The sequence below is a fragment of the Ensifer adhaerens genome, assembly GCF_000697965.2.
GTDB lineage: Bacteria > Pseudomonadota > Alphaproteobacteria > Rhizobiales > Rhizobiaceae > Ensifer > Ensifer adhaerens.
On the sequence record NZ_CP015881.1, the window covers coordinates 930,615 to 949,712 of the forward strand.

The 19,098-nt window shown below is 62.3% G+C and carries 19 protein-coding genes and 1 pseudogene; 6 read left to right on the top strand and 14 right to left on the bottom strand.

Features of this window, described 5'->3' with window-relative positions; translation table 11 throughout:
• Positions 1 to 6: 6 nt before the first annotated feature.
• Positions 7 to 693: a GntR family transcriptional regulator gene (locus FA04_RS23870; protein ID WP_051659389.1), complete on the bottom strand. Its 687-nt coding sequence runs from the start codon at positions 691 to 693 to the stop codon at positions 7 to 9.
• Positions 694 to 885: 192 nt separating this feature from the next.
• On the opposite strand from FA04_RS23870, the gene FA04_RS23875 reads away from it, so the two are divergent.
• Positions 886 to 1,530, top strand: a complete 645-nt coding sequence (locus tag FA04_RS23875; RefSeq protein WP_034797914.1) for a flavin reductase family protein — start codon at positions 886 to 888, stop codon at positions 1,528 to 1,530.
• Positions 1,531 to 1,533: 3 nt separating this feature from the next.
• Positions 1,534 to 2,265, top strand: coding sequence for an aspartate/glutamate racemase family protein (locus FA04_RS23880; protein WP_034797916.1), 732 nt, complete (start codon positions 1,534 to 1,536; stop codon positions 2,263 to 2,265).
• A 65-nt stretch (positions 2,266 to 2,330) separates the two neighbouring features.
• Here FA04_RS23880 and FA04_RS23885 read toward each other — a convergent pair whose 3' ends face one another.
• From FA04_RS23885 to FA04_RS23920, 8 genes are all read right to left on the bottom strand, one after another.
• On the bottom strand, positions 2,331 to 2,978 hold the full coding sequence (locus tag FA04_RS23885; protein ID WP_034797918.1) for a YceH family protein: 648 nt from the start codon (positions 2,976 to 2,978) through the stop codon (positions 2,331 to 2,333).
• Positions 2,979 to 3,261: 283 nt separating this feature from the next.
• Positions 3,262 to 4,242, bottom strand: coding sequence for an ABC transporter ATP-binding protein (locus FA04_RS23890; protein WP_234798773.1), 981 nt, complete (start codon positions 4,240 to 4,242; stop codon positions 3,262 to 3,264).
• Positions 4,239 to 5,225: an ABC transporter ATP-binding protein gene (locus FA04_RS23895; protein WP_034797922.1), complete on the bottom strand. Its 987-nt coding sequence runs from the start codon at positions 5,223 to 5,225 to the stop codon at positions 4,239 to 4,241. The genes FA04_RS23890 and FA04_RS23895 overlap by 4 nt, the downstream gene beginning before the upstream one ends.
• Positions 5,222 to 6,706, bottom strand: coding sequence for an amidohydrolase family protein (locus tag FA04_RS23900; protein WP_034797924.1), 1,485 nt, complete (start codon positions 6,704 to 6,706; stop codon positions 5,222 to 5,224). Before FA04_RS23900 ends, FA04_RS23895 begins: the two co-directional genes overlap by 4 nt.
• Positions 6,703 to 7,896, bottom strand: a complete 1,194-nt coding sequence (locus tag FA04_RS23905) for an amidohydrolase family protein (RefSeq protein ID WP_034798062.1) — start codon at positions 7,894 to 7,896, stop codon at positions 6,703 to 6,705. Before FA04_RS23905 ends, FA04_RS23900 begins: the two co-directional genes overlap by 4 nt.
• Positions 7,897 to 7,899: 3 nt before the next feature.
• Positions 7,900 to 8,850, bottom strand: coding sequence for an ABC transporter permease (locus FA04_RS23910; protein ID WP_034797925.1), 951 nt, complete (start codon positions 8,848 to 8,850; stop codon positions 7,900 to 7,902).
• 10 nt (positions 8,851 to 8,860) lie between these two features.
• Entirely contained in the window at positions 8,861 to 9,832 is a 972-nt protein-coding gene (locus FA04_RS23915) for an ABC transporter permease (protein WP_034797927.1), read from the bottom strand.
• 58 nt (positions 9,833 to 9,890) lie between these two features.
• Positions 9,891 to 11,453: an ABC transporter substrate-binding protein gene (locus FA04_RS23920; RefSeq protein WP_060539346.1), complete on the bottom strand. Its 1,563-nt coding sequence runs from the start codon at positions 11,451 to 11,453 to the stop codon at positions 9,891 to 9,893.
• A gap of 663 nt (positions 11,454 to 12,116) precedes the next feature.
• On the opposite strand from FA04_RS23920, the gene FA04_RS23925 reads away from it, so the two are divergent.
• A complete protein-coding gene (locus FA04_RS23925; protein ID WP_034797929.1) occupies positions 12,117 to 12,692 on the top strand; it encodes a nucleoside 2-deoxyribosyltransferase in 576 nt (191 codons plus the stop codon).
• Between the two features lie 32 nt (positions 12,693 to 12,724).
• Here the strand turns inward: FA04_RS23925 and FA04_RS23930 are convergent, their stop codons facing one another.
• Together FA04_RS23930 and FA04_RS23935 are read right to left on the bottom strand one after the other, a co-directional pair.
• On the bottom strand, positions 12,725 to 13,417 hold the full coding sequence (locus tag FA04_RS23930; RefSeq protein ID WP_034798066.1) for a pentapeptide repeat-containing protein: 693 nt from the start codon (positions 13,415 to 13,417) through the stop codon (positions 12,725 to 12,727).
• A 241-nt stretch (positions 13,418 to 13,658) separates the two neighbouring features.
• The gene (locus tag FA04_RS23935; protein ID WP_034797931.1) at positions 13,659 to 14,588 is read right to left on the bottom strand and encodes a LysR substrate-binding domain-containing protein; all 930 of its coding nucleotides are present in this window, start codon (positions 14,586 to 14,588) and stop codon (positions 13,659 to 13,661) included.
• A gap of 64 nt (positions 14,589 to 14,652) precedes the next feature.
• Here FA04_RS23935 and FA04_RS23940 point away from each other — a divergent pair, with 64 nt between their 5' ends.
• From FA04_RS23940 to FA04_RS23950, 3 genes are all read left to right on the top strand, one after another.
• The gene (locus tag FA04_RS23940; RefSeq protein WP_034797933.1) at positions 14,653 to 15,270 is read left to right on the top strand and encodes a LysE family transporter; all 618 of its coding nucleotides are present in this window, start codon (positions 14,653 to 14,655) and stop codon (positions 15,268 to 15,270) included.
• A 102-nt stretch (positions 15,271 to 15,372) separates the two neighbouring features.
• Complete coding sequence (locus tag FA04_RS23945) at positions 15,373 to 16,770, top strand: aminotransferase-like domain-containing protein (RefSeq protein ID WP_034797935.1); 1,398 nt, start codon at positions 15,373 to 15,375, stop codon at positions 16,768 to 16,770.
• A gap of 178 nt (positions 16,771 to 16,948) precedes the next feature.
• Positions 16,949 to 17,359 (top strand): DUF983 domain-containing protein, encoded by a 411-nt coding sequence (locus FA04_RS23950; RefSeq protein WP_034798067.1) that lies wholly within the window; start codon positions 16,949 to 16,951, stop codon positions 17,357 to 17,359.
• Positions 17,360 to 17,479: 120 nt separating this feature from the next.
• Here FA04_RS23950 and FA04_RS34375 read toward each other — a convergent pair.
• The 3 genes and pseudogenes from FA04_RS34375 to FA04_RS23960 form a co-directional block, all read right to left on the bottom strand.
• Positions 17,480 to 17,672: pseudogene (locus FA04_RS34375) on the bottom strand (porin); the annotation flags it as partial.
• A gap of 153 nt (positions 17,673 to 17,825) precedes the next feature.
• A complete protein-coding gene (locus FA04_RS23955; RefSeq protein ID WP_034797937.1) occupies positions 17,826 to 18,428 on the bottom strand; it encodes an alkylhydroperoxidase domain protein in 603 nt (200 codons plus the stop codon).
• Positions 18,429 to 18,448: 20 nt separating this feature from the next.
• Positions 18,449 to 19,066, bottom strand: a complete 618-nt coding sequence (locus tag FA04_RS23960) for a CMD domain protein (RefSeq protein ID WP_034797939.1) — start codon at positions 19,064 to 19,066, stop codon at positions 18,449 to 18,451.
• Between the last annotated feature and the right edge of the window lie 32 nt (positions 19,067 to 19,098).

The window sequence follows — 19,098 nt, forward strand, 5'->3', positions numbered from 1 at the left end:
GCCGCATCAAAGCAATGCGGTGCGAAGATCGCGGGGCTGGTCTTTCTCCTCGTCCAGGTCCAGCTCCGCTTCGACGTGGTTCAGGTGCTCGGCCATTTCCTTGATCGCGCTCGCGACGTCGCGTGACGCGATGTACTCGACCACGGCCAGATGTTCGTCCGGTCCGCAATTGTGCAGGTGGTTCGACCGGTACATTGCGGTGATCAGGGATGTCCGGGACACGAGGTCGCGCAGGATACCGAAGAGGAAGGCAGACCCCGAAAGCTCCGCGAGCAACAGGTGGAAACCACCGGAAAGCCGAACGATATCAGAGAGATTGCCGGATCGGCCGGCAATGCGCTCCTCTTCGATATGGGCGCGCAACCGGACGAGATCCTTGGGATTGGCGCGCTCGCAAAGCCGCTCGACGACCCGCTGTTCGATCGCCCTGCGGGCAACGAAGACATCGCGTGCCTCGTCTACCGAAGGCTCGGAGACGAAGGCGCCCCGGTTCGGCATGATCGTCACCAGGCCATCGCGCTCGAGCGCTGTCAGTGCCTGGCGGATGCGAGCCCTGCTGACGGAGAATATTTCGGCAAGTTGTTCTTCTTTCAATCGCGTTCCCGGCCGTAGCCGACGCTCTGCGATCGCAAGCCAGATCTTCTCGCAAATGATCGCCGTCGGAGCACCGGCGACTTCGTCCGCGTTATACATGAAATCTCCCTTAGCCGTTCGCTTACTCTCGCCGTGCGGCGCTCAAAGTCAATTCCATCCGCTGCAGTTAGATATTGACTACAAAATTGTAGACAATATTGTGTACCGCAACTTGATGTGCAATGGCAACCGCTTAAACACGACCGTGCGACCGGCAAATAGACCGGGCCGCGGCGCCAATTGAGAGCTCCGATGGACTTCGATTTCACAGAACTGCCGGCCCAGGACCGTTACCGCCTGCTGACGAACTTCATCGGTCCGCGACCGATCGCGCTGGTCTCGACGCTCTCGCCGAGCGGACAGGACAATGCCGCGCCGATGAGCTTTTTCAATGTCTTCTCGCACGACCCGCCGATCGTCATTCTCGGTATCCAGACCCGCCCGAATGGGGAAGAGAAGGACACGGTCGCCAATATCCGGCGCACCAACGAGTTCGTCGTCAACATGGTAGACATGGCGATCGCCGACCAGATGCTGGTCTGCGGCCTGTCCTTCGAGCCGGATGTCGACGAAGTGGCAATCGCCGGACTGACGGCGGCTGACGGCCTCAAGGTCGGCGCCCGCCGTATCGTCGAGTCACCCTGCTCGATGGAATGCCGCGTTGAGCGGCTGATCGAATATGACCGCCGCGTCATCGTTCTCGGCGAGGTCGTGCATATGCACGTGCGTAAGGATTGCCTCGACGAGGAAGGCCGCTACGTCGACCCGTCCCAATACCAGCCGATCGCACGGCTGCACGCCAACAACTACATCACATCGGATCGTCAGTTCGTCATGCCGACGCCCGACATTACCGCCTATGCCCCCCCTGCAAACGCCATGCGGAAGACGAGCTGATCCATGCGTATCCTGCTGATCAATCCGAACTCCACCCGCTCGATGACCGAACAGGCGCATCGCAGCGCCGAGCGCGTCGCTGCATCCGACACCCAGCTCGAATCGATCAACCCGACATCGAGCCCAGCCAGCATCGAAGGCCATGCCGACGAAGCGATGGCTGTGCCAGCGATGCTTGCGGAAATCCGCAAAGGCGAAGCGCGCGGCATCGATGCCTATGTAATCGCCTGCTTCGACGATCCCGGACTTGGCGCTGCACGCGAGATCGCTCGCGGTCCGGTCATCGGCATCTGTCAGGCGGCCGTGCAGGTGGCGATGAACATTGCGACCCGGTTTACGATCATCACCACCCTGCCCCGCTCCGTGCCGATCATCGAGGACCTCGCCGAGGCATACGGTGCCGGCCATCGCTGCCGCAAGGTGCGATCGGTCGACATGCCCGTGCTGGCGCTGGAGGAGGATTTGGCCCACACCGAGGAGATGCTGGTTCAGGAGATCCTGAAAGCACGCCAGGAGGATGGCGCCGAAGCGATCATCCTCGGCTGTGCCGGTATGTCTGAGCTCTGCGACCGCCTGAAGGCGCGTACCGGCATGCCTGTGATCGACGGCGTCACGGCAGCCGTGAAGCTTGCCGAGGCGCTCGTCGGGGGCGGTTATGCCACCTCGAAGGTCGGTGCGTACGACTATCCGCGCACCAAGGAAGCGCCGGCCTGCCGGCTGGTCGACGCCAGCTGAGCGCATCCGAATATGTCACCGGGCGCACATGGCGCCCGGGACATTTTGTTTCCGGCGCCGTGCTGTCAGCGCGTCAGGGCGTCAAGCTGCTCCTCGAGCGTCGCCACCTTCCGCTCAAGCGCTTCCTGTCGTTCTTCGAGAGCCGATAGGGCCGAACCGCTCGGCGCCGACGACACGGCCGCCCTTTCGGCAGGCTGCTCGACTTCACCACACAAGAGATGCGCGAAGCGGTCTTCGCGCTGGCCGGCACCCCGGTTCAGTTGAACGATGAGCGGCGGCCGGCGGCCCATCATCAGATCCAGATTGTCCTTCAGCTCCTCGATCGACGAGAACCGCGCCATGCGCTCGCTGCGCGCCCAAAGCTCGTAGGCCGTCTGCGGGCCGCGCAGAAGAAGCAGGCCGAGCACGACGATCTGCGGCGACGTCAGCGAGAAGCGGTTGGCTGCGAGGTGCTCGTAGCGCTCGACCCGCGAGGCAAATGCTTGCCGGACCAACCCTTTCTGCCCCAGAGACGAGAGAGCGCGGTGGATCTCGACCTGCTCGAGCGCCATGACTGGATCGCGCGCCGTTTTCTGGTTGGCAGCCGAATGCGCCGAATTGAGCGTCAGCGGATAGACGTCGGGCGTCGTTTCCTTCTTCTCGATCAGGCATCCGAGAACGCGGGCTTCAACGGCATTGAGGACGGGGAAATCGGTGTCGGAGGTCGTGTTCATAAGCCAACTCTTCAAATCAACGCATTTCGATCCCGGCCGGATGTCCCGAGCGGGAAGCGGTCCGACCATAGGCCCCTACCCTAACGTGAGTGTTGGAGCCCGGGAATGGTCATCGGTCTATTTCGTTGAATTCCGGTTAGCAGCCTAGCACTTGCCCCACGACAGCGATGCGAAAGGGGCATGCGAACTGCTTGGCGCAAAAACTGAAAATTGCCGGCGGCAAAAAAGAGGCTCCGCGACTGGTACGACACGGAGCCCAAGTCTTCAGGGAAAGAGGTTGGCGTTACGCTGCGTTGATCGCCTTCACAGTTTCTTCGATGCGGTGGCAGGCGGCACGCGAGCCGTCAGCGAAGCTGCGCATCTCCGGCCGCTCGCTCTTGCAGCGCTGGTCTGCAAACGGGCAACGCGGATGGAAGGTACAGCCGGACGGCGGGTTCAGCGGGCTCGGCACTTCGCTCGCCGCAATGCTGCGCCCGCGCTTTGGATGGGTAATATCCGGGATCGTCTCCAGCAGCAGCTGGGTATAGGGATGCCTCGGATTGGCAAAGAGTGTCTCGGTGTCTGCCTCCTCGACGATGCGTCCGAGATACATCACGGCGATCCGGTCCGACATGTGGCGAACCACGCTCATGTCGTGGCTGATGAACAGATAGGTCAGCCCCATCTCGTCCTGCAGCTTGCGCATGAGGTTGAGGATCTGCGCCTGGACCGACACGTCGAGCGCCGAGGTCGGCTCGTCGCAGACGAGGAACTCCGGCTCGCCGGCAAGCGCGCGGGCAATCGAGATACGCTGGCGCTGGCCTCCCGAAAACTCGTGCGGGAACTTGGCACCGTCCGAGGGCGCAAGGCCGACGATCGTCAGCAGTTCGCCGACCCGGTCCATGATCTCGGCTTCGGAGTTGCGCAGCTTCAACTCGCGCAGCGGTTCGGCGATGATGTTGCGCACCCGCCAGCGCGGATTGAGGCTTGCATAGGGATCCTGGAAGATCATTTGGGCCGAGAGCGGCTCGCCGTTCTTGCTCGGTGCAAACCGCACCTCGCCTTCGCTGGCGCGATAAAGACCTGTGACCAGCCGCGCCACCGTCGACTTGCCGCAGCCAGATTCGCCGACGAGGCTCAGACAGCCGCCCATGGGCACGCTGAAGCTGATGTCGTCCACGGCGCGCACGAACTGCCGCGGTTTGCGCTCGATGACGCGGTTCAGCCAGGGTGCCGAAACGTCGAAATTGCAGGTCAGGTCGTTGACCGTCAGGGCATCACTCATAGCACTCCTCCTGCATTGAGCCAGCATGCGGCGACGCCGGTCCCGACTGGCGCCGGTTCGGGCCGGTCCTTGCGGCAACGCGGCCCGGCATCCGGGCAGCGCGGGTTGAAGGCGCAGCCGGCGGGGATCGCGTTCAGCCGCGGCATGGAACCGTCGATCTGGTTCAGCCGCTCGACGCGGCGGCCAAGCGCCGGGATCGAGCCCATCAGGCCCCGCGTATAGGGATGACGGGCGTTTTTCAGCACCTCGGCGACAGGGCCGATTTCGACGAGCCGCCCGGCATACATGACCGCGACGCGATCGGCCGTCTCGGCAATCACGCCCATGTCGTGGGTGACGAGCATGACCGCCGTTCCGTGATCGTCGCAAAGACGGCGAAGCAGCGAGGTGATCTGCGCCTGGATCGAAACGTCGAGCGCCGTCGTCGGTTCGTCGGCGATGATCAGCTTCGGTTCCGCAGCAAGTGCCAGGGCGATGACGACGCGCTGGCGCATGCCACCCGAGAACTGATGCGGATAGTGGTCATAGCGTGCCTCGGGCGCCGGAATGCCAACTTCCTTCAGGAGCTGAATCGCCCGCGCCTTGGCATCGGCCTTGGAAAGCTTCAGGTGAAGGCGGATGGTTTCAACTAGCTGCGCCCCGACGGTGAAGAGCGGGTTCAGCGAGGTCAACGGATCCTGGAAGATCGCCCCGATCTGCCGGCCGCGCACCTGCTGCATCTGCTTGTCGTCGAGCTGGTCGATGCGGCGGCCGCCGACCCAGACCTCGCCGCCGGAAATGCGGCCAGGCGGCTCCAGAAGACCCTGGACGGCTAGACCGGTCATCGACTTCCCGGCGCCGGACTCACCAACGACGCCAAGAATTTCGCCGGGGCGAATGCTGAGCGAAACGTCGGATAGCGCCTGCACCGTTCCATGGCGGCCAGGGAATTCGACGCAGAGACCGCGCACGTCGAGCACGGCCGATGAGGTATGTTCAGTCATCGCTGCACCTCCAATGGGTAGCTCGGCGGGAAGATCTCGCTGACAGGCGGGTGACCGAAGCTCCGCTCCGGATACTTGGCAATCAGGCCATCGAACTGGACCTGTGCCTGCGCGCGTGCCGCGTTCATGTCGAAGCCTGCCACCGCGCCATATCGCATCGACAGACGGCCATCGACGAAGACCGCCTTGGTGACGCGTCCGGAACCACCGACGACGAGCGTCGTGATCGGATCGATCGCCGGCGCCATGTGATGGTCCATGAGATCGAACACGGCAATATCGGCACGGGCGCCCGCTTCCAGGCGACCGAGATCCGAGCGACCGAGGGCCTTGGCGCCGCCAAGTGTCGCAGCATCAAAGAGATCGGCGCAGCTGACGGCTGACGGGTCGCCTTCGACGACGCGGGCAGCGATCAGGCCGACGAGCAGGTTCATCAGCATGTCCGGCGGCGTCGTATCGGTGCCCATGGCAATATTGACGCCGCGGGCCTTGACCGAGCGGAACGAGTTGAGCGTGCTGCCGCCGCGGGCCGAAACCAGCGGGCAGTGCACGATACTCACGCCGTTTTCGGCATAGAGACGCAGATCGTTGTCGGTCGCCTGGGTCGCATGCGGCGCAATCAGCCGGTCGCTCAAGAAACCGAAGCTCGCCAGCCATTCCGGCGCCGTCTTGCCATGCAGGCGGCGGACGGTGTCGACCTCCATCGTGCCCTGCGCAGCATGAAGCCGGATCGGGCAATTGAGGTCGCGCGCCGCATCGGCGGTGCGCACCAGCAGTTTCTCGGTGCAGGTTTCCACCCGGTCGGGAGCCAGCAGGCCCTTCACCAAGCCACCATGGCGACCTTCATGGTCACGGATGAAGCCAATCGCGTCGTCAAGGCCCTTCAGACCCCTTGCCTCGTCGAAGATCGCTTCGAGTTGACCCGGCGCCGTCACCATCATGCCGCCGGCGCGATAGGCCGGGCTCAGATAAACGCGAAGACCCAGGTCACCTGCGGCGTCGGATGCGGCGGCGAATTCAGCAACGGTCTCGCCCCATTCGCGATAGAAAAGCGAGGCGATCGGCGCTGCGGTGGTGATGCCATTCAAGAGAAGCTGCGCGAAGGCGAAGCGCTTCTGGAACGCCAGCTCCTCCTGCGTGTACATCTCATAGGGGCCGCGCTCGATGTAGCTCAGCGGCCAGACGCGACCCTTGGCCCAACCAGGCTGATGGTCGATCGCTAAGATCGTCGTGTCGAGATCAGACAGCGCATCGAGGTCGATGAGCCCGGGGCTGATCATGGCTGCGCCGAGATCGATGCGGCGTGCCACCTCTCCTTCGAAACGTGGGCCGACATAGAGCAGCGTGCCGCCCTCGATGACGACTTCGCCGTTCGGGATCAGCCGGTGCGAACCGTCGCGGTGCCCGAGCACCCATTGTGCTGTCAGAAGCGTGCGTCCTTCGGCGCGCTCACCGAGCGTCAAATCCTTGATGTTGGTCATGGGATCGCCACCTCCGCCACGCCGTTGCGGGCGACGACGCGGCCACGCTTGACGACCAGCGGCCGCGGCGCGACGTCGACGACGGCATGCGCCAGCGTCTCGCCGGTGAGCAGGGTGAAATCGGCATCGCAGCCAACATCGAGGCCATATCCCTTGATATCCATGACGTCGGCGCCGCCCTTGGAGCAGACGTAAAGCGCATGTTCGAGATCGACGTCGCGGCGCAGGCCGTTCTTCATGCCGAGAATGCGGGCGCGATCCATCATGTCGGGCTGGCCCCACGGACCCCAGGTGTCGCGGATACCGTCGCAGCCGGCAGCAACCTTCACGCCGGCATCCTTCAGACGCAGGATCGAAGGCACGGTCGAAGACGGAGAGCCTGTCGTGACGATACGGATATCGAGTTCGGCGATCTGTTCGATGAGACCGCCGACGCGCAGATAATCCGGTGCGCCGAGCGCAAAGGCGTGGCTGATTGCGACCTTGCCTTGCATGCCGAGCGCGCGGATGCGCTCGAACATCATCTCCATGCTGAAGGCGCCGAGTTCGCCCTGCTCATGCAGGTGAATGTCGATCGGCTTTCCATGTTTTTCGGTAAGGCCGAAGATCGCGTCGAGATGGCCCTTCGGGTCGCGATCGATGCCACAGGGGTCAATGCCGCCAAGGACTTCCGCGCCATTGCTCAGAGCCTTGTCGAGCAACTCGACAGTGCCGGGCCGCGTGACGAGGCCCGACTGCGGGAATGCGACGACCTCGATATCGATGACATCTTTCAGCACCTGGCGGGTCTCGATGATACCTTCCATCAGCCGGAGGCCATGGGTGGTGTCGATGTCGACATGGCTGCGGATGTGGCTTGCGCCATTGGCAGCGAGCATGATCGCCTGGCGCATGGACTGGCGGTGCGGATCAATGCCGATTTCCAGCCGCTTTTCGCGTTCGAAATCGATGCGTTCGCGCAGCGTTGCGGTCTTGGCGTTGACGTGCCAGGGCATGCCCCAGACCGACTTGTCGAGATGGGTATGCGCCTCGATCAGACCGGAGATCACGATATGACCGTTGCCGTCTTCCACGGCCACGCCATCGGCGGCGAGGCCCTTGCCGAAGGCGGCGATCTTGCCGTCGCGCACGAGGATGTCGGTCGCTTCGCCGGCATTGGGCCTGACGTTACGGATCAGGAGATTGGACATCATTCACCTCAATTTCGGATTGAGCGCATCGCGCAGCCAGTCACCGAGAAGGTTGACCGAAACCACGAGAAGGCAAAGCTGGACGACGGGGAAGAGCACCACCCACCATACGCCCGAAAACAGGAACTGGTTGCCGAGACGGATCAGCGTTCCAAGGCTCGGCTGGCTCGGCGGCATGCCGATGCCGAGGAACGACAGCGTCGCTTCGGTCAGGATCGCCATGCCGAAGTTCAGGGTCGCGGCAACCATGATCGGCGTCAGCGTGTTCGGCAGGATGTGCTTCAGCATGATGCGCCGCGCCGGCGTTTTCAGAAGACGCGCCGCCTGAACGTATTCCTTGCCGCGCTCGACGATCGTCTGGGCGCGCACGGTACGGGCATATTGCACCCAGGCGCTGAGCGTGATCGCCAGCACCAGAACGGCGGCAGAGCCGACGTCCCGCAGTTCCGGCGGCAGCATCTGGCGCGCGACGGCACTGACGAGAATGGCGATCAGGATCGTCGGGATCGACAGAAGCACGTCGCCGATGCGCATCAGGAAGTTGTCGATGAAGCGGCCGAAATAGCCGGCAACGAGGCCAAGGCTAAGGCCGACGGCGAGCGAAAGCACGACCGAGGCGACGCCGATCAGGATCGAGATGCGCGAGCCATAGAGAATGGCCGAGAGCATGTCGCGCCCTTGCGTGTCGGTGCCGAGCACGTAAGGCCATTGGCCGTCGGCTTCCCAGATCGGCGGCAGTTCGGAGTTCCAAAGCTCGAGCTGGGCCGGATCGAAGGGGTTCTGCGGCGCAATCAAAGGTGCTGCAAAGGCGGTCACGATCAGGAACGCAAGGATGATCGCGCCGATGATTGCCGAAGGCTTGTGGGTGAAGGACCACCAGAGATCGCTCTGGCGCCAGCGGGCAAGCCGCGAAGGCTTGCGCGCCGGTGTGGTTTGCTGGACGTGATCTGTCATGGCAACGACCTCAGCGGGTTGCATCGCGCAACCGCGGATCGATGACCGCATAGGCGATATCGACGAGCGTATTGAGCGTGACGAAGATGAAGGAGACGATGCAGAGATAGCCCGCCATGACCGGCATATCGAGGAAGGTGACCGCCTGGATGAAGAGCATGCCCATGCCCGGCCACTGGAACACGGTTTCGGTGATCAGCGCGAAGGCGATCAGCGAGCCGAAGTTCATCGCCGTCATGGTGACAACCGGCATCAGACAGTTCCTGAGCGCATGTCGGAAATAGATCCGCCACCGCGGCACGCCACGGGCGCGTGCGAACTTGATGAAGTCCGAGCGGAGCACTTCCATCATTTCTGCGCGCACCAGACGCATGACCAGAGTGATCTGGTAGAGCGCGAGTGCGAGCGACGGCAGAAGCAGCGATGCGCGGCCCGACGACGTCAACAGGCCGGTGCTCCACCAGCCGAGCTGCACCACATCGCCGCGCCCGAAAGCAGGTACGAGGCCGAGCGTTACGGCGAAGACGAGGATCAGAAGGATACCGACGACGAAGCTCGGCAAGGAGACGCCGATGATACTGACGAACTGCAACCCCTCGGAATACCATCGCCCTCGGTGGATAGCGGTCAGGACACCAAGTGGAAGACCGATCAGGAGCGACAGGACGGTTGCGACCAGCGCCAGTTCCATCGTTGCCGGGAAGCGCTCGGCAATGAGCTTCATCACATCCTGGCCGTTGCGGTAGCTGATGCCGAAATCGCCCTGGGCGGCATTGCCGACGAAGCGGCCGAACTGGGTGAGGAACGAATCGTTGAGCCCGAGCTTTTCGCGCAGCTCGATACGGTCGGCCTGCGACATCTGCTCGTTGGCCATCAACTCGACCGGGTCGCCGGCGAAGCGGAAGATCAGGAAGGCGAGCAGCGCGACGGCGAGCATGACCAGAACGGCATTGGCCAGCCGCTTGATGAGAAAGACAATCATTGGGTTTCTCGCTGAATGAGGAGCCCCGGCAAAGGACGCTCTGCCGGGGCAAGAAAACTCAATCGCCGATACGGGTCAGCCAGTGACGCGGCTTGTTGTCGGCCCGAATGGTCACATCCGTGACGTTCTTCGACATTGCCCAGGCCATCGGCTGCTGGTGCAACGGGATCATGATGACCTCATCCTTGGCGAACTTCAGCGCCTCGGTTTCGATCGCCAGACGCTTGTCGTGATCCATCTCGAGCGCGGCCTTCTTCACCATCGCGTCGAGTTCCGGATAGGACCAGCCGCCATAGTTGGCGACGCCGGCCGCGCCTTCGCGGGTCGAGAGAACCTGAACCAGGATCGAGTAGGCATCGAGCGTCGGCTCGTTGGCCCAGCCGATCATGTAGGCGTCGGACTTGCCGCCGGCGCGCTTCGGCGCCTGCACGGCGCGCGGACCGATGTCGAGGGTCGGCTTCAGACCGACGCGCGACAGCATAGAGACCAGTGCGCTGCAGACGTCTTCCTCGTTGACGCTTTCGTCGTTCATGCAGACGAGCGTGAACTCCTTGCCGACGGCGCCTGCCTCTTCGAGCAGCTTCTTGGACAGTTCCGGATCATACGCGGTCGGCACGTCGAGTTCGGCGCTGTAGCCCGGGATTTCCGGAGCAACCATGGTGCCGGCGACATGCGACTTGCCGCGCATCACGCGCTTGAAGATCAGTTGGCGGTCGATGGCATGGTCAATCGCCTGGCGCACCTTGATGTTGTTGAAGAAGTTTTCGCGACCGTCGGCGAAGGTCTCGTGACGGTTGAAGACCATGTGAACGGTGCGCAGGTCAGTGCGCTCGATGACCTTGATGTCCGGCGAGCTCTTCAGGCGCTCAAGATCCTGCACCGGCGCACCATCGGTCAGATCGATTTCGCCCGAAAGCAGCGCTGCGACGCGGGTTGCGGCCGAAGTAATCGGCATGAATTCGATGCGGTCGAGATTGTGCTTCGGCGTATCCCACCAGCCGTCGTTCTTGATGAGAACGGTCTTGCTGTCGGGCACGCGCGATTCGACCTTGAACGGGCCGGTGCCGTTGGTGTTGTAGGTGGCGTAGCCTTCGACCTTGGCGCCGACGTCGGTCGGAAGCTCCGACTTGTTGTCGACCAGCCAGTCCTTGTCGAACATGAAGATGTTGGTCATGTCGTTGAGGAAGAGCGGGTTCGGCGAATTGACTTCGATGTCGACCGTGTAATCGTCGACCTTGGTGGTCGAGACATAGGCCGGAATGTTGCCGCGCAGCGGCGAGGTCGGATGGCTGACGCGGGCCATGGAGGCGACGACGTCGTCAGCGTTGAACTCGGCGCCGTTTTGGAACTTTACGCCCTTGCGCAGATGGAAGCGCCAGACCTTGTCCTTGACCATCTCCCAGCTCGTGGCGAGCGCCGGCTCGACCTTGAACTCCGGCGTATAGCGGGTCAGGCCTTCGTACACGTGGTTGAGGAAGGCAAGGTTCGAGGTGCTGCCATAGGAATAGGGGTCGAGCGAGAAGATGTCCCGCGGGCTACCCCAACGCAGCGTTTCGGCGGAGGCCGAGGATGCGAGAAAGGCAAATGCCAACCCCGCGAGGAGATGCTTTCTCAGTTTCATGTCGTTCCCTCTGTTTTCTCATCAGTCGCCATATGCAGGCGCCCTCACCCACTCGTGAGCAAGTTGCCCTAGATTTGAAGCTGTCGGCGACAATGTCAACTATTTTGTCGACAATTTTGTATGCATGATTGTTTAAAGTCGCATACGGCGGTGAAAACGGCGGCCCACCAGCGGACCAGGGCATGGGAAAAATAAGGGGGAAGCGGCAACCATGGAGCGAATCGAAACCGGAGAAGCGCCCTTGCAAACCGGCGGCGGGCATTCTGGCATGCCTGCGTGCAAACAGGATTCGTTAGGGAACACCCGTATTTAGGAGTGTTTCCGCATGTGAACGTGGCGGAGACCGAGCCTTCAACGACCTGCGAGCCTTCCCGTGGGATGGTGCGCGCGCCGGTGGCGGCGGTTGCGATCGCAGCCCCCGCTGACATCGGCTGCAGATTTTGACACGTCCGCATGACCAGCTCGCCCGCGTGGCATGCGCAAATCTCCGGAATTGACCGAAGGTGGCACATGGCGAGCCACGGGCGTCTCCACCGGTGCGGCAATGCGCTCAGCCAGCATACCTGCTTCCCACGCTCCAAAAAACCGTGGGCAAGCTGAAGTCCATGGCTAGGCTCGGCGCTGCAGCTCTCCTAGATTGGCCGCTCGAAAATGTGAGGAGAAATGCGCGTGAAAGTCTATCTCGCTGGCCCGGAAGTGTTTCTGCCCAATGCGGCGGAGATTCAGAAATTGAAGGCAGAGTTGGCGCGTGCAGCCGGGTTCACACCGCTCGTGCCCGGCGATCTTGAGATTCCGCCGGCTCCGACCAAGCATCAGCGCGGCCTTGCGATCTACGCCGTCGACGAAGGCATGATGCTTGCCGCCGACATCATCATCGCCAACCTGACACCGTTTCGCGGCATCAGCGCCGATGTCGGCACGGTCTTCGAACTCGGCTTCATGTGCGGTCACAGCAAGCACGTCTATGCCTATACGAACACCTCCCGCAGCTACTACGAGCGCATCTTGCACGACCACTACGGCGGCAAGGCCGGCTTGCGCCTCGACGGCCGCATGGCCGGTCCGGACGGGCTCAGCATCGAAGACTTCGATATGGCCGACAACCTGATGCTCGATGGCGGCGTTCTGCGAAGGGAAGGCAGGCTCGTCCAGCGCGAAGTGCCTGAGGCCGATCGCCTGACCGACCTGCAAGCCTTCAAGGAATGCCTTGCGATTGCCGCAAAGCGGCATTTGGCATAACGACCGATTGGGCCGCGGCTTTGTGACGGCGATCAGTCGCTGGCGCAGGGCCAGCCCGCCGGCGTGCTCATGCCGGCGGGAAGCTTGGTCGAGCTGTCACCGCAAGTCATGTCGACCTGCTCCTGTTCAAGTCCGGTTGCCTCGGACAGGTCGACGCCCTCGATACGTGTCAGGAACATGAACGCCCCCTGGAAATCGATCGGGCCGGAAAAACTCGTGCTGGTCAGGTCCGCGCGCGAAAGGTTGGCATGGGTAAACCGGGTTCCGGTGAGCTCCGCCTTGTCGAAATTCGCCCGGCCGAGTTCGGCCTTCTCAAAGCTTGCCCCCGTCAGGCGGGCACCGCTGAAATTGGCCCGCTGCAGCTCGGAATTGACGAACGATGCCTTCTCGGCGGAGACGCCTGCGAAATTGCACCGATAGGCTTCGATTTTGGAGAAGTTCGCGCCATTCGCGGTCGCGCCCGCAATCGAGGATCGAACCAGAGTTGCCTTTTCCAGATTGGCTTCTGTCAGGTTCGCACCGCGCAGATCCGTCAAGGTGAAGTCGGTGTTGACGAGATTGGCACCCTGAAGGTCGCTGCCGCCGAGCATAAGCGCTTTCTTGTTGCAGTCGGTCCAATCGGCTCCAGGCGATGCGGAATCCTTGCAACTGGCGGCATGCGCCATCGACGGCGCTGCGAACGCCACTAGGCCTATAGCCGCCGCCGGAACGACCAGTGCCTTCATGACGTCGGCCACGATCCTCGATGCCTTTGCGCTAGCCGGGCGCAGCGTACCGCGCTCCTGGCCGAGATTGATTTTGAGGATGTTCATGGCGCCGCTCCAGGACCCGAGGGTCGAATCGATTGCATATCAGGTGCTTCGCGCGCCTTTCCGCCGACTGGCATCGCCGGTCATGCGCGCGTGTTCGTTAAACGTATGACGTTGCTCGCCTTTATGCAAATGACAGAAATGAAAACGGTCCGTTTCAGATCGATTCGGCCAGCAGCCAGTCACGCAACGCCGCGCTTGGTCCATGGTCGCCGATCGCTGACGGCGACAGCAGATGATAGGCCGTACCGTCTTCGATAAAACCGCACGGCGCGGCCAGGATGCCATTGTCGATATCGTCGCGGACGAGTTGCCAAGGCCCGATCGCCACGCCGATCCCGGCGATGGCCGCCTGAAGGCTGATATAGAAATGCTCGAAGACTTGGCCGCGCTGTTCGGGTGCGGCGCGGTCTGCCGTCGTCCCCCAGGTCTCCCACGCATTTGGCCGCGTTCGCGTATGCAAGGGGATCGCGTCCTTGCGCAATTGAGGCAAAGAGCCGGCCTCAGCCTCGTTAAAAAACAGGGCGATTTTGTCCGTTCGGCAGACCGGACCTATTCGCTCTGGAAAGAGCGGCACGGCATGAGTGCCCCCCGATCGAGGAAAATCATCGCGTCGGATCGCCAGATCGATGCCACGGCCCAAGGACACCGGCCCACCTCCGGCAACGAGATGGATAGACACCTCCGGATGCCGCGCCTGGAAATCAGGAAGGCGCGGTATCAGCCAGCGCATCAGAAGGGTCGGCTCGCAGGAGACCACCAACGCCGGCGTTCGCGCCACGTCCCTGATCTCCCGGACGGCACTCTCCACCAGACCGAAACCTTCGCGCACGGCCGCCGCCAACTTTCGCCCCGCTTCTGTCAGGAAGACACGCCGGCTGCGGCGTTCGAACAGCGCCACGCCGAGTTCGTCTTCGATAAGCCGGACCGCGCGACTGATCGCGCCGTGCGTCAGATGGAGCGCGTCCGCGGCGCGACTGAAGCTCTCGAGTCTGGCCGCCGCCTCGAAACAGCGCAGCGCCGCCAGCGGCGGAAGCCGCGTCGCCGACATCTGTGAGTGCAGCTCACCAAAATGGTCAGAACTCATCGTTAGTCGCTTCTCACCGATCAAGTTATTTAGACATTAATGAAAGAGGCGAACGGGAAAGACAATGACTGAACTGTTAGCTGTAGTAACCATTACAATCTTTGCAGTCATCAGTCCGGGGCCGGATTTCGCGATGGTGACACGCAACAGCCTGCTTTTGTCGCAGCGGGCCGGCGTCCTGACGGCGCTCGGTATCGCCGCCGGCGTCTGGGTCCATGTCGCCTACACTTTGCTCGGCGTCGGCCTCTTGATTCGCCAGTCGCTATTTCTCTTCACAGTCCTGAAGTTCGTCGGCGCCGCCTATCTGATCTGGCTTGGCATCAGGATGCTACGCACCAAGCCAGCCGAAACGACGGGCTTGGCCGCACATCCCGCCCTCTCCGACATCGGTGCGCTGCGTGTGGGGTTTCTCACCAACGCGCTCAACCCCAAAACGACGGTCTTTGTCGTCAGCCTGTTCATGCAAGTCGTCGGGCCGACCACGGCTCTGCCCGTCCAGATGGGTTACGGCGCGTTTATCTCTGCCGCACATCTGATCTGGTTCGCAATCGTTGCCCTGTTCTTTTCCTCCGGGACGGTACGGCTTCGTCTTATCGCGCTTCGCCACTGGATCGATCGCACCTTCGGCGCCCTGCTCGTCGGCTTCGGCGCGTTGCTGGCAACGGCAAGCGTGACACGCTAGGCGACGCTTGGTCGCGGGCGCGCCGCTGCATTCCCACTGTTAACACTTGCCCTCAATCGGATAAACATGCAATATCCATACAATTAGCATGAGGTAATCGCGATGGCGGACGTGCGCTTGGGAATTTCGTGGCAACCGGTAATCCGTAAATCGGATGGACCGCTTTATCTCGCGATCGCCGACGCCATCGCTGCCGATATCAGCGAAGGGCGCCTGTCCGAGGGGATGCGTCTGCCGCCGCAGCGCACGCTTGCCGAGGCGCTGGGGATCGACTTCACCACCGTCAGTCGCGCCTATAACGAAGCCCAGCATCGCGGCCTCGTCGAGGGCCGGGTCGGCCAGGGCACCTACGTGAAAACGCGACGCATCCGAACCGGCAGTACGCCGGCAGGCGGCCTCATCGACATGAGCATGAACCTGCCGCCGTTGTTCGACGACCCGATGCTCGCCGCTCGGCTCTGGGACGACATGGCGGCGCTGCAGGCCGATCATGGGCTCGAACTCCTGATGCGATACCAGCCGCCGGGCGGCACCCTGCACAACCGTGCTGCAGGCGCCGCATGGCTGAAACCCAGGCTGGGCGAGGTTCCGGCTGAGCGCGTTCTGATTGCCGCTGGCGCGCAAGGAGCTCTGCTTGCCACGCTTGGCAGCCTGACCAAGGCCGGTGACATGATTTGCGCCGAGGCAATCACCTACCCCGGCCTGCGCGCGCTCGCAGCACATCTCGGCATCAGGCTGCACGGCCTCGCCATGGATCGAGAGGGCCTCCTGCCCGAAGCATTCGAAGAACTCTGCGCGAAGCAAACGCCGAAAGCGCTCTATTGTAATCCGACGCTTCACAATCCCACGACAACGACACTTTCGCTCGAACGGCGCCAGGCGATCGTCACAATTGCCCGGCGGCACGACGTAGCGATCATCGAAGACGATGCCTATGGCGCCCTTCCCGTTTCGACGCCGCGCCCGTTGGCGGCGCTGGCGCCTGACCTCGTCTACTATGTCGGCGGCCTTGCGAAATGCCTGTCGCCGGCCTTGCGCATCGCCTATCTTGTCGTGCCGGACAGCCGAAGCTCGGTCCGCGTCGAAGGCGCGATCCGGGCCACTGTCGGCATGGCGTCCCCTCTTGCGGCCGCTATCGCCACGCGCTGGATCGAGGACGGGACGGCTGACGCCGTGCTCGCAGCCATACGTAGAGAGACGGCGGCGCGACAGCGCATCGTCTCCGAGCTTCTTCCAGCCGGCGTCGCACAAACGCATCCGCATGCGTTTCACGCCTGGCTGCAGTTGCCGCCGCCCTGGACACGCGGCGAACTGAGCGCGCGATTGCAGGCAGCCGGCATCAGCGTCGTTGCAAGCGACGCCTTTGCGCTCGGCGCGCCACCGGAAGCCGTCCGCCTCGGCCTGGGCGCCGCTGCCGGCCAAGCGGAGCTGCGACGCAGTCTTCTCGTCATCAACGACCTCATCGGCCGGCCCCCCGCCGCCTCAAGCTTCGTGGTGTAAATGGTCGGCGGGCGAAATTGTCGCAGACATGTATGCATACAATAAATTGACAATGTATGTTTTTCGGCGCCTAATCCTGGCGAGCCTGATGCGGCCCCAAGAAGAAGAAGCGGCCGCATATCCAGGCAATCTCGGCGCAAAACTCCAGCGCCAACCGGAACGCCTGAAAGGAACAAACATGTCTTCCGATAGTGATTGGCCGCCGATCCCGCCCATGCAGAGTGGCTTGCGCGGCCGCTGCCCGCGCTGCGGGCAAGGGCACCTGTTCAACGGCTTCCTGAAGATGCGCAAGGAATGCGAAGTCTGTGGCCTGGATTACTCCTTTGCCGATCCGGCCGATGGCCCCGCTTTCTTCGTCATCTGCTTTGCCTGCGTACCGAGTGTTTTCCTTGGCGTCTGGCTGGAAGTTCAATACAGCGCACCGCTCTGGATACACCTACTGGTGACCGGGCCCTTCATGCTGCTGACCTGCATTCCGCCGCTTCGCCCCCTGAAGGGCTGGCTCGTCTCAAGTCAGTTTTTCTACAAGGCTGAGGAAGGCAAGGTCGTAAGGCGAAACACTGAGCCGCCGGTGGCGACGACGCAGTAGGTCCTGAGTGCCGGAGAAGCCTAGAACCTCCAAATATATCGCTAGAAAATAATTGCGCCGCCTACTGTTCATAGTTGACGGCGCTTTCACCGGATGTCTCTCTTCTTAAAGGCCGGCTCTACCAAACGAGGTTTGGAAGAGGATGAAGCCACCGATCTTGAGGCAGATTTCGGTGCCCGGGATGTAGAAGTATCCAGTGCCGAAGCGTCGCAAACGCGAACGTATTCCATGGCTGCGGCTCCGCTGCAACGATGGGATCGGCGGCCTGGGCGCCGGAAAATGCTGCGAGAGCAGCAGCGGAGCCGAGAGCGATCTAGGTGGCAGTCGGACGACCAGGTTCTCGGCTACGTCCGTCTGCAGCGTAACTTCTAACCCGATTAAACTCGGATGAAGGAGCCCCGCAACATCTCTCGACCTTGCGGGCTCTCTATGTGTTGTGCCAGTTGCGGCGGATCGCGTGAGCGGCTTAGTTTGCCGGTGTCGGCTCTCCAAGTGAGAGCATCAGCCGGTTTGCCCAGTTGAAGAAGGCGGCACCATGGATGATGTCGGCGATCTCCAGTTCGTCGAGGCCCCCTGCCGAAAGTCGGGAGATGTGCTCCTCTCCGAAGGCGGGCGGGGTCGCCGTCAACGCCACAGAAGCGGCGACGATTGCATTCCAGCGTTCGCCGAGATCGGTTCCGACGCCCTCGTCGAGGAGCTTCTGCACATCCTCTGTGCGCTTTGAGTGATGCGAAGCGAAGCGCGAATGTACCGAGGCGCAGAAGATGCAGCCGTTATATCTAGACGCGGCGGTCGCCGCCAGTTCGCGCTCGGCGCGCGGCAGGCCCGAGCGGGTGTTGTAGAAGATGTCCTTGTCAGTTTTCGTGCGCGCTTCAAGCACTTCCGGATCGCGCACGAGCAGGCGGAAGTAGGGCGACTTTGCGCGCCCAGCCTCGACCAGGCCTTTGAGGTGACGCTCCGTCAGTTCTTCCTCAGGCAAAGGCTGCAGCCACGGTGTCCATCCGATCTCGGCCTGCGTGAAGGTAACAGGAGGATTTTCAACGATCGGGATGATGGCATGTTCGGTCATTCGCATGTCCTCTTGAGGTCTTAAGCCGTAGCGCGCTTCGTGGCGGTCGACAGTAAGCCAAGACCGGTGATGACGCGGATCTGAAACGCAACGAAGGAAACCAGCTGGGACAGGGTCACGACACCATTTGTCGTCCAGCCAGCGTCGAGCAAGGCTTGCAACGCCTGCGGGCTGGCATCACGCAAATGGAAGACCAGCAGGTGGGCGTGCTCCAACGCCGCGGACAGCTTACGACCGAGCACCTCGCGGCTTGACCGTGATACTTGATAGAGTGGGCCGGCTTCGTTCTCTCCATTAAGGGGCCCGTCCGGATAGTTGCCGTATGGCCCTGTTGCCCGTCCTGCCCCGATCTCGGCCTTGATAACCTCGATCAACCAGCGATCGGTGTCGCTATCCTCGAAAGGACTGCTGTAAAATTCGAAAATGTCCGGCTGACGGTGCAGGCCAGCAACGAAACTTGCGATCGCATGCCGCTCCGCCGCCGACACGTCGCCGAAATCCGCGGGCTGAAAGAGTGCAAGATAACTATTCTGCGCCTGTTCGCGGGTTTCCGGCCGTTGGGCGCGAGTGCGGTCGAGCGCCGACCCGGCGGTGATGCCGGCCAGCAGATCGATGATATCCGGTGACCTGGTGGTCATGACGTCGTCTCCTTTGAAAAATGGAACCAGCT

What these genes read in the sequence shown, in the direction of transcription:
- FA04_RS23920 (WP_060539346.1), bottom strand. Translation starts at nt 11,453, where the DNA reads ATGAAACTGAGAAAGCATCTCCTCGCGGGGTTGGCATTTGCCTTTCTC.
- FA04_RS23940 (WP_034797933.1), top strand. Translation starts at nt 14,653, where the DNA reads ATGACTGAACTGTTAGCTGTAGTAACCATTACAATCTTTGCAGTCATC.
- FA04_RS23955 (WP_034797937.1), bottom strand. Translation starts at nt 18,428, where the DNA reads ATGACCGAACATGCCATCATCCCGATCGTTGAAAATCCTCCTGTTACC.
- FA04_RS23915 (WP_034797927.1), bottom strand. Translation starts at nt 9,832, where the DNA reads ATGATTGTCTTTCTCATCAAGCGGCTGGCCAATGCCGTTCTGGTCATG.
- FA04_RS23895 (WP_034797922.1), bottom strand. Translation starts at nt 5,225, where the DNA reads ATGACTGAACATACCTCATCGGCCGTGCTCGACGTGCGCGGTCTCTGC.
- FA04_RS23885 (WP_034797918.1), bottom strand. Translation starts at nt 2,978, where the DNA reads ATGAACACGACCTCCGACACCGATTTCCCCGTCCTCAATGCCGTTGAA.
- FA04_RS23890 (WP_234798773.1), bottom strand. Translation starts at nt 4,242, where the DNA reads ATGAGTGATGCCCTGACGGTCAACGACCTGACCTGCAATTTCGACGTT.
- FA04_RS23930 (WP_034798066.1), bottom strand. Translation starts at nt 13,417, where the DNA reads ATGAAGGCACTGGTCGTTCCGGCGGCGGCTATAGGCCTAGTGGCGTTC.
- FA04_RS23910 (WP_034797925.1), bottom strand. Translation starts at nt 8,850, where the DNA reads ATGACAGATCACGTCCAGCAAACCACACCGGCGCGCAAGCCTTCGCGG.
- FA04_RS23925 (WP_034797929.1), top strand. Translation starts at nt 12,117, where the DNA reads ATGCGCGTGAAAGTCTATCTCGCTGGCCCGGAAGTGTTTCTGCCCAAT.
- FA04_RS23900 (WP_034797924.1), bottom strand. Translation starts at nt 6,706, where the DNA reads ATGACCAACATCAAGGATTTGACGCTCGGTGAGCGCGCCGAAGGACGC.
- FA04_RS23875 (WP_034797914.1), top strand. Translation starts at nt 886, where the DNA reads ATGGACTTCGATTTCACAGAACTGCCGGCCCAGGACCGTTACCGCCTG.
- FA04_RS23880 (WP_034797916.1), top strand. Translation starts at nt 1,534, where the DNA reads ATGCGTATCCTGCTGATCAATCCGAACTCCACCCGCTCGATGACCGAA.
- FA04_RS23960 (WP_034797939.1), bottom strand. Translation starts at nt 19,066, where the DNA reads ATGACCACCAGGTCACCGGATATCATCGATCTGCTGGCCGGCATCACC.
- FA04_RS23945 (WP_034797935.1), top strand. Translation starts at nt 15,373, where the DNA reads ATGGCGGACGTGCGCTTGGGAATTTCGTGGCAACCGGTAATCCGTAAA.
- FA04_RS23905 (WP_034798062.1), bottom strand. Translation starts at nt 7,896, where the DNA reads ATGTCCAATCTCCTGATCCGTAACGTCAGGCCCAATGCCGGCGAAGCG.
- FA04_RS23950 (WP_034798067.1), top strand. Translation starts at nt 16,949, where the DNA reads ATGTCTTCCGATAGTGATTGGCCGCCGATCCCGCCCATGCAGAGTGGC.
- FA04_RS23870 (WP_051659389.1), bottom strand. Translation starts at nt 693, where the DNA reads ATGTATAACGCGGACGAAGTCGCCGGTGCTCCGACGGCGATCATTTGC.
- FA04_RS23935 (WP_034797931.1), bottom strand. Translation starts at nt 14,588, where the DNA reads ATGAGTTCTGACCATTTTGGTGAGCTGCACTCACAGATGTCGGCGACG.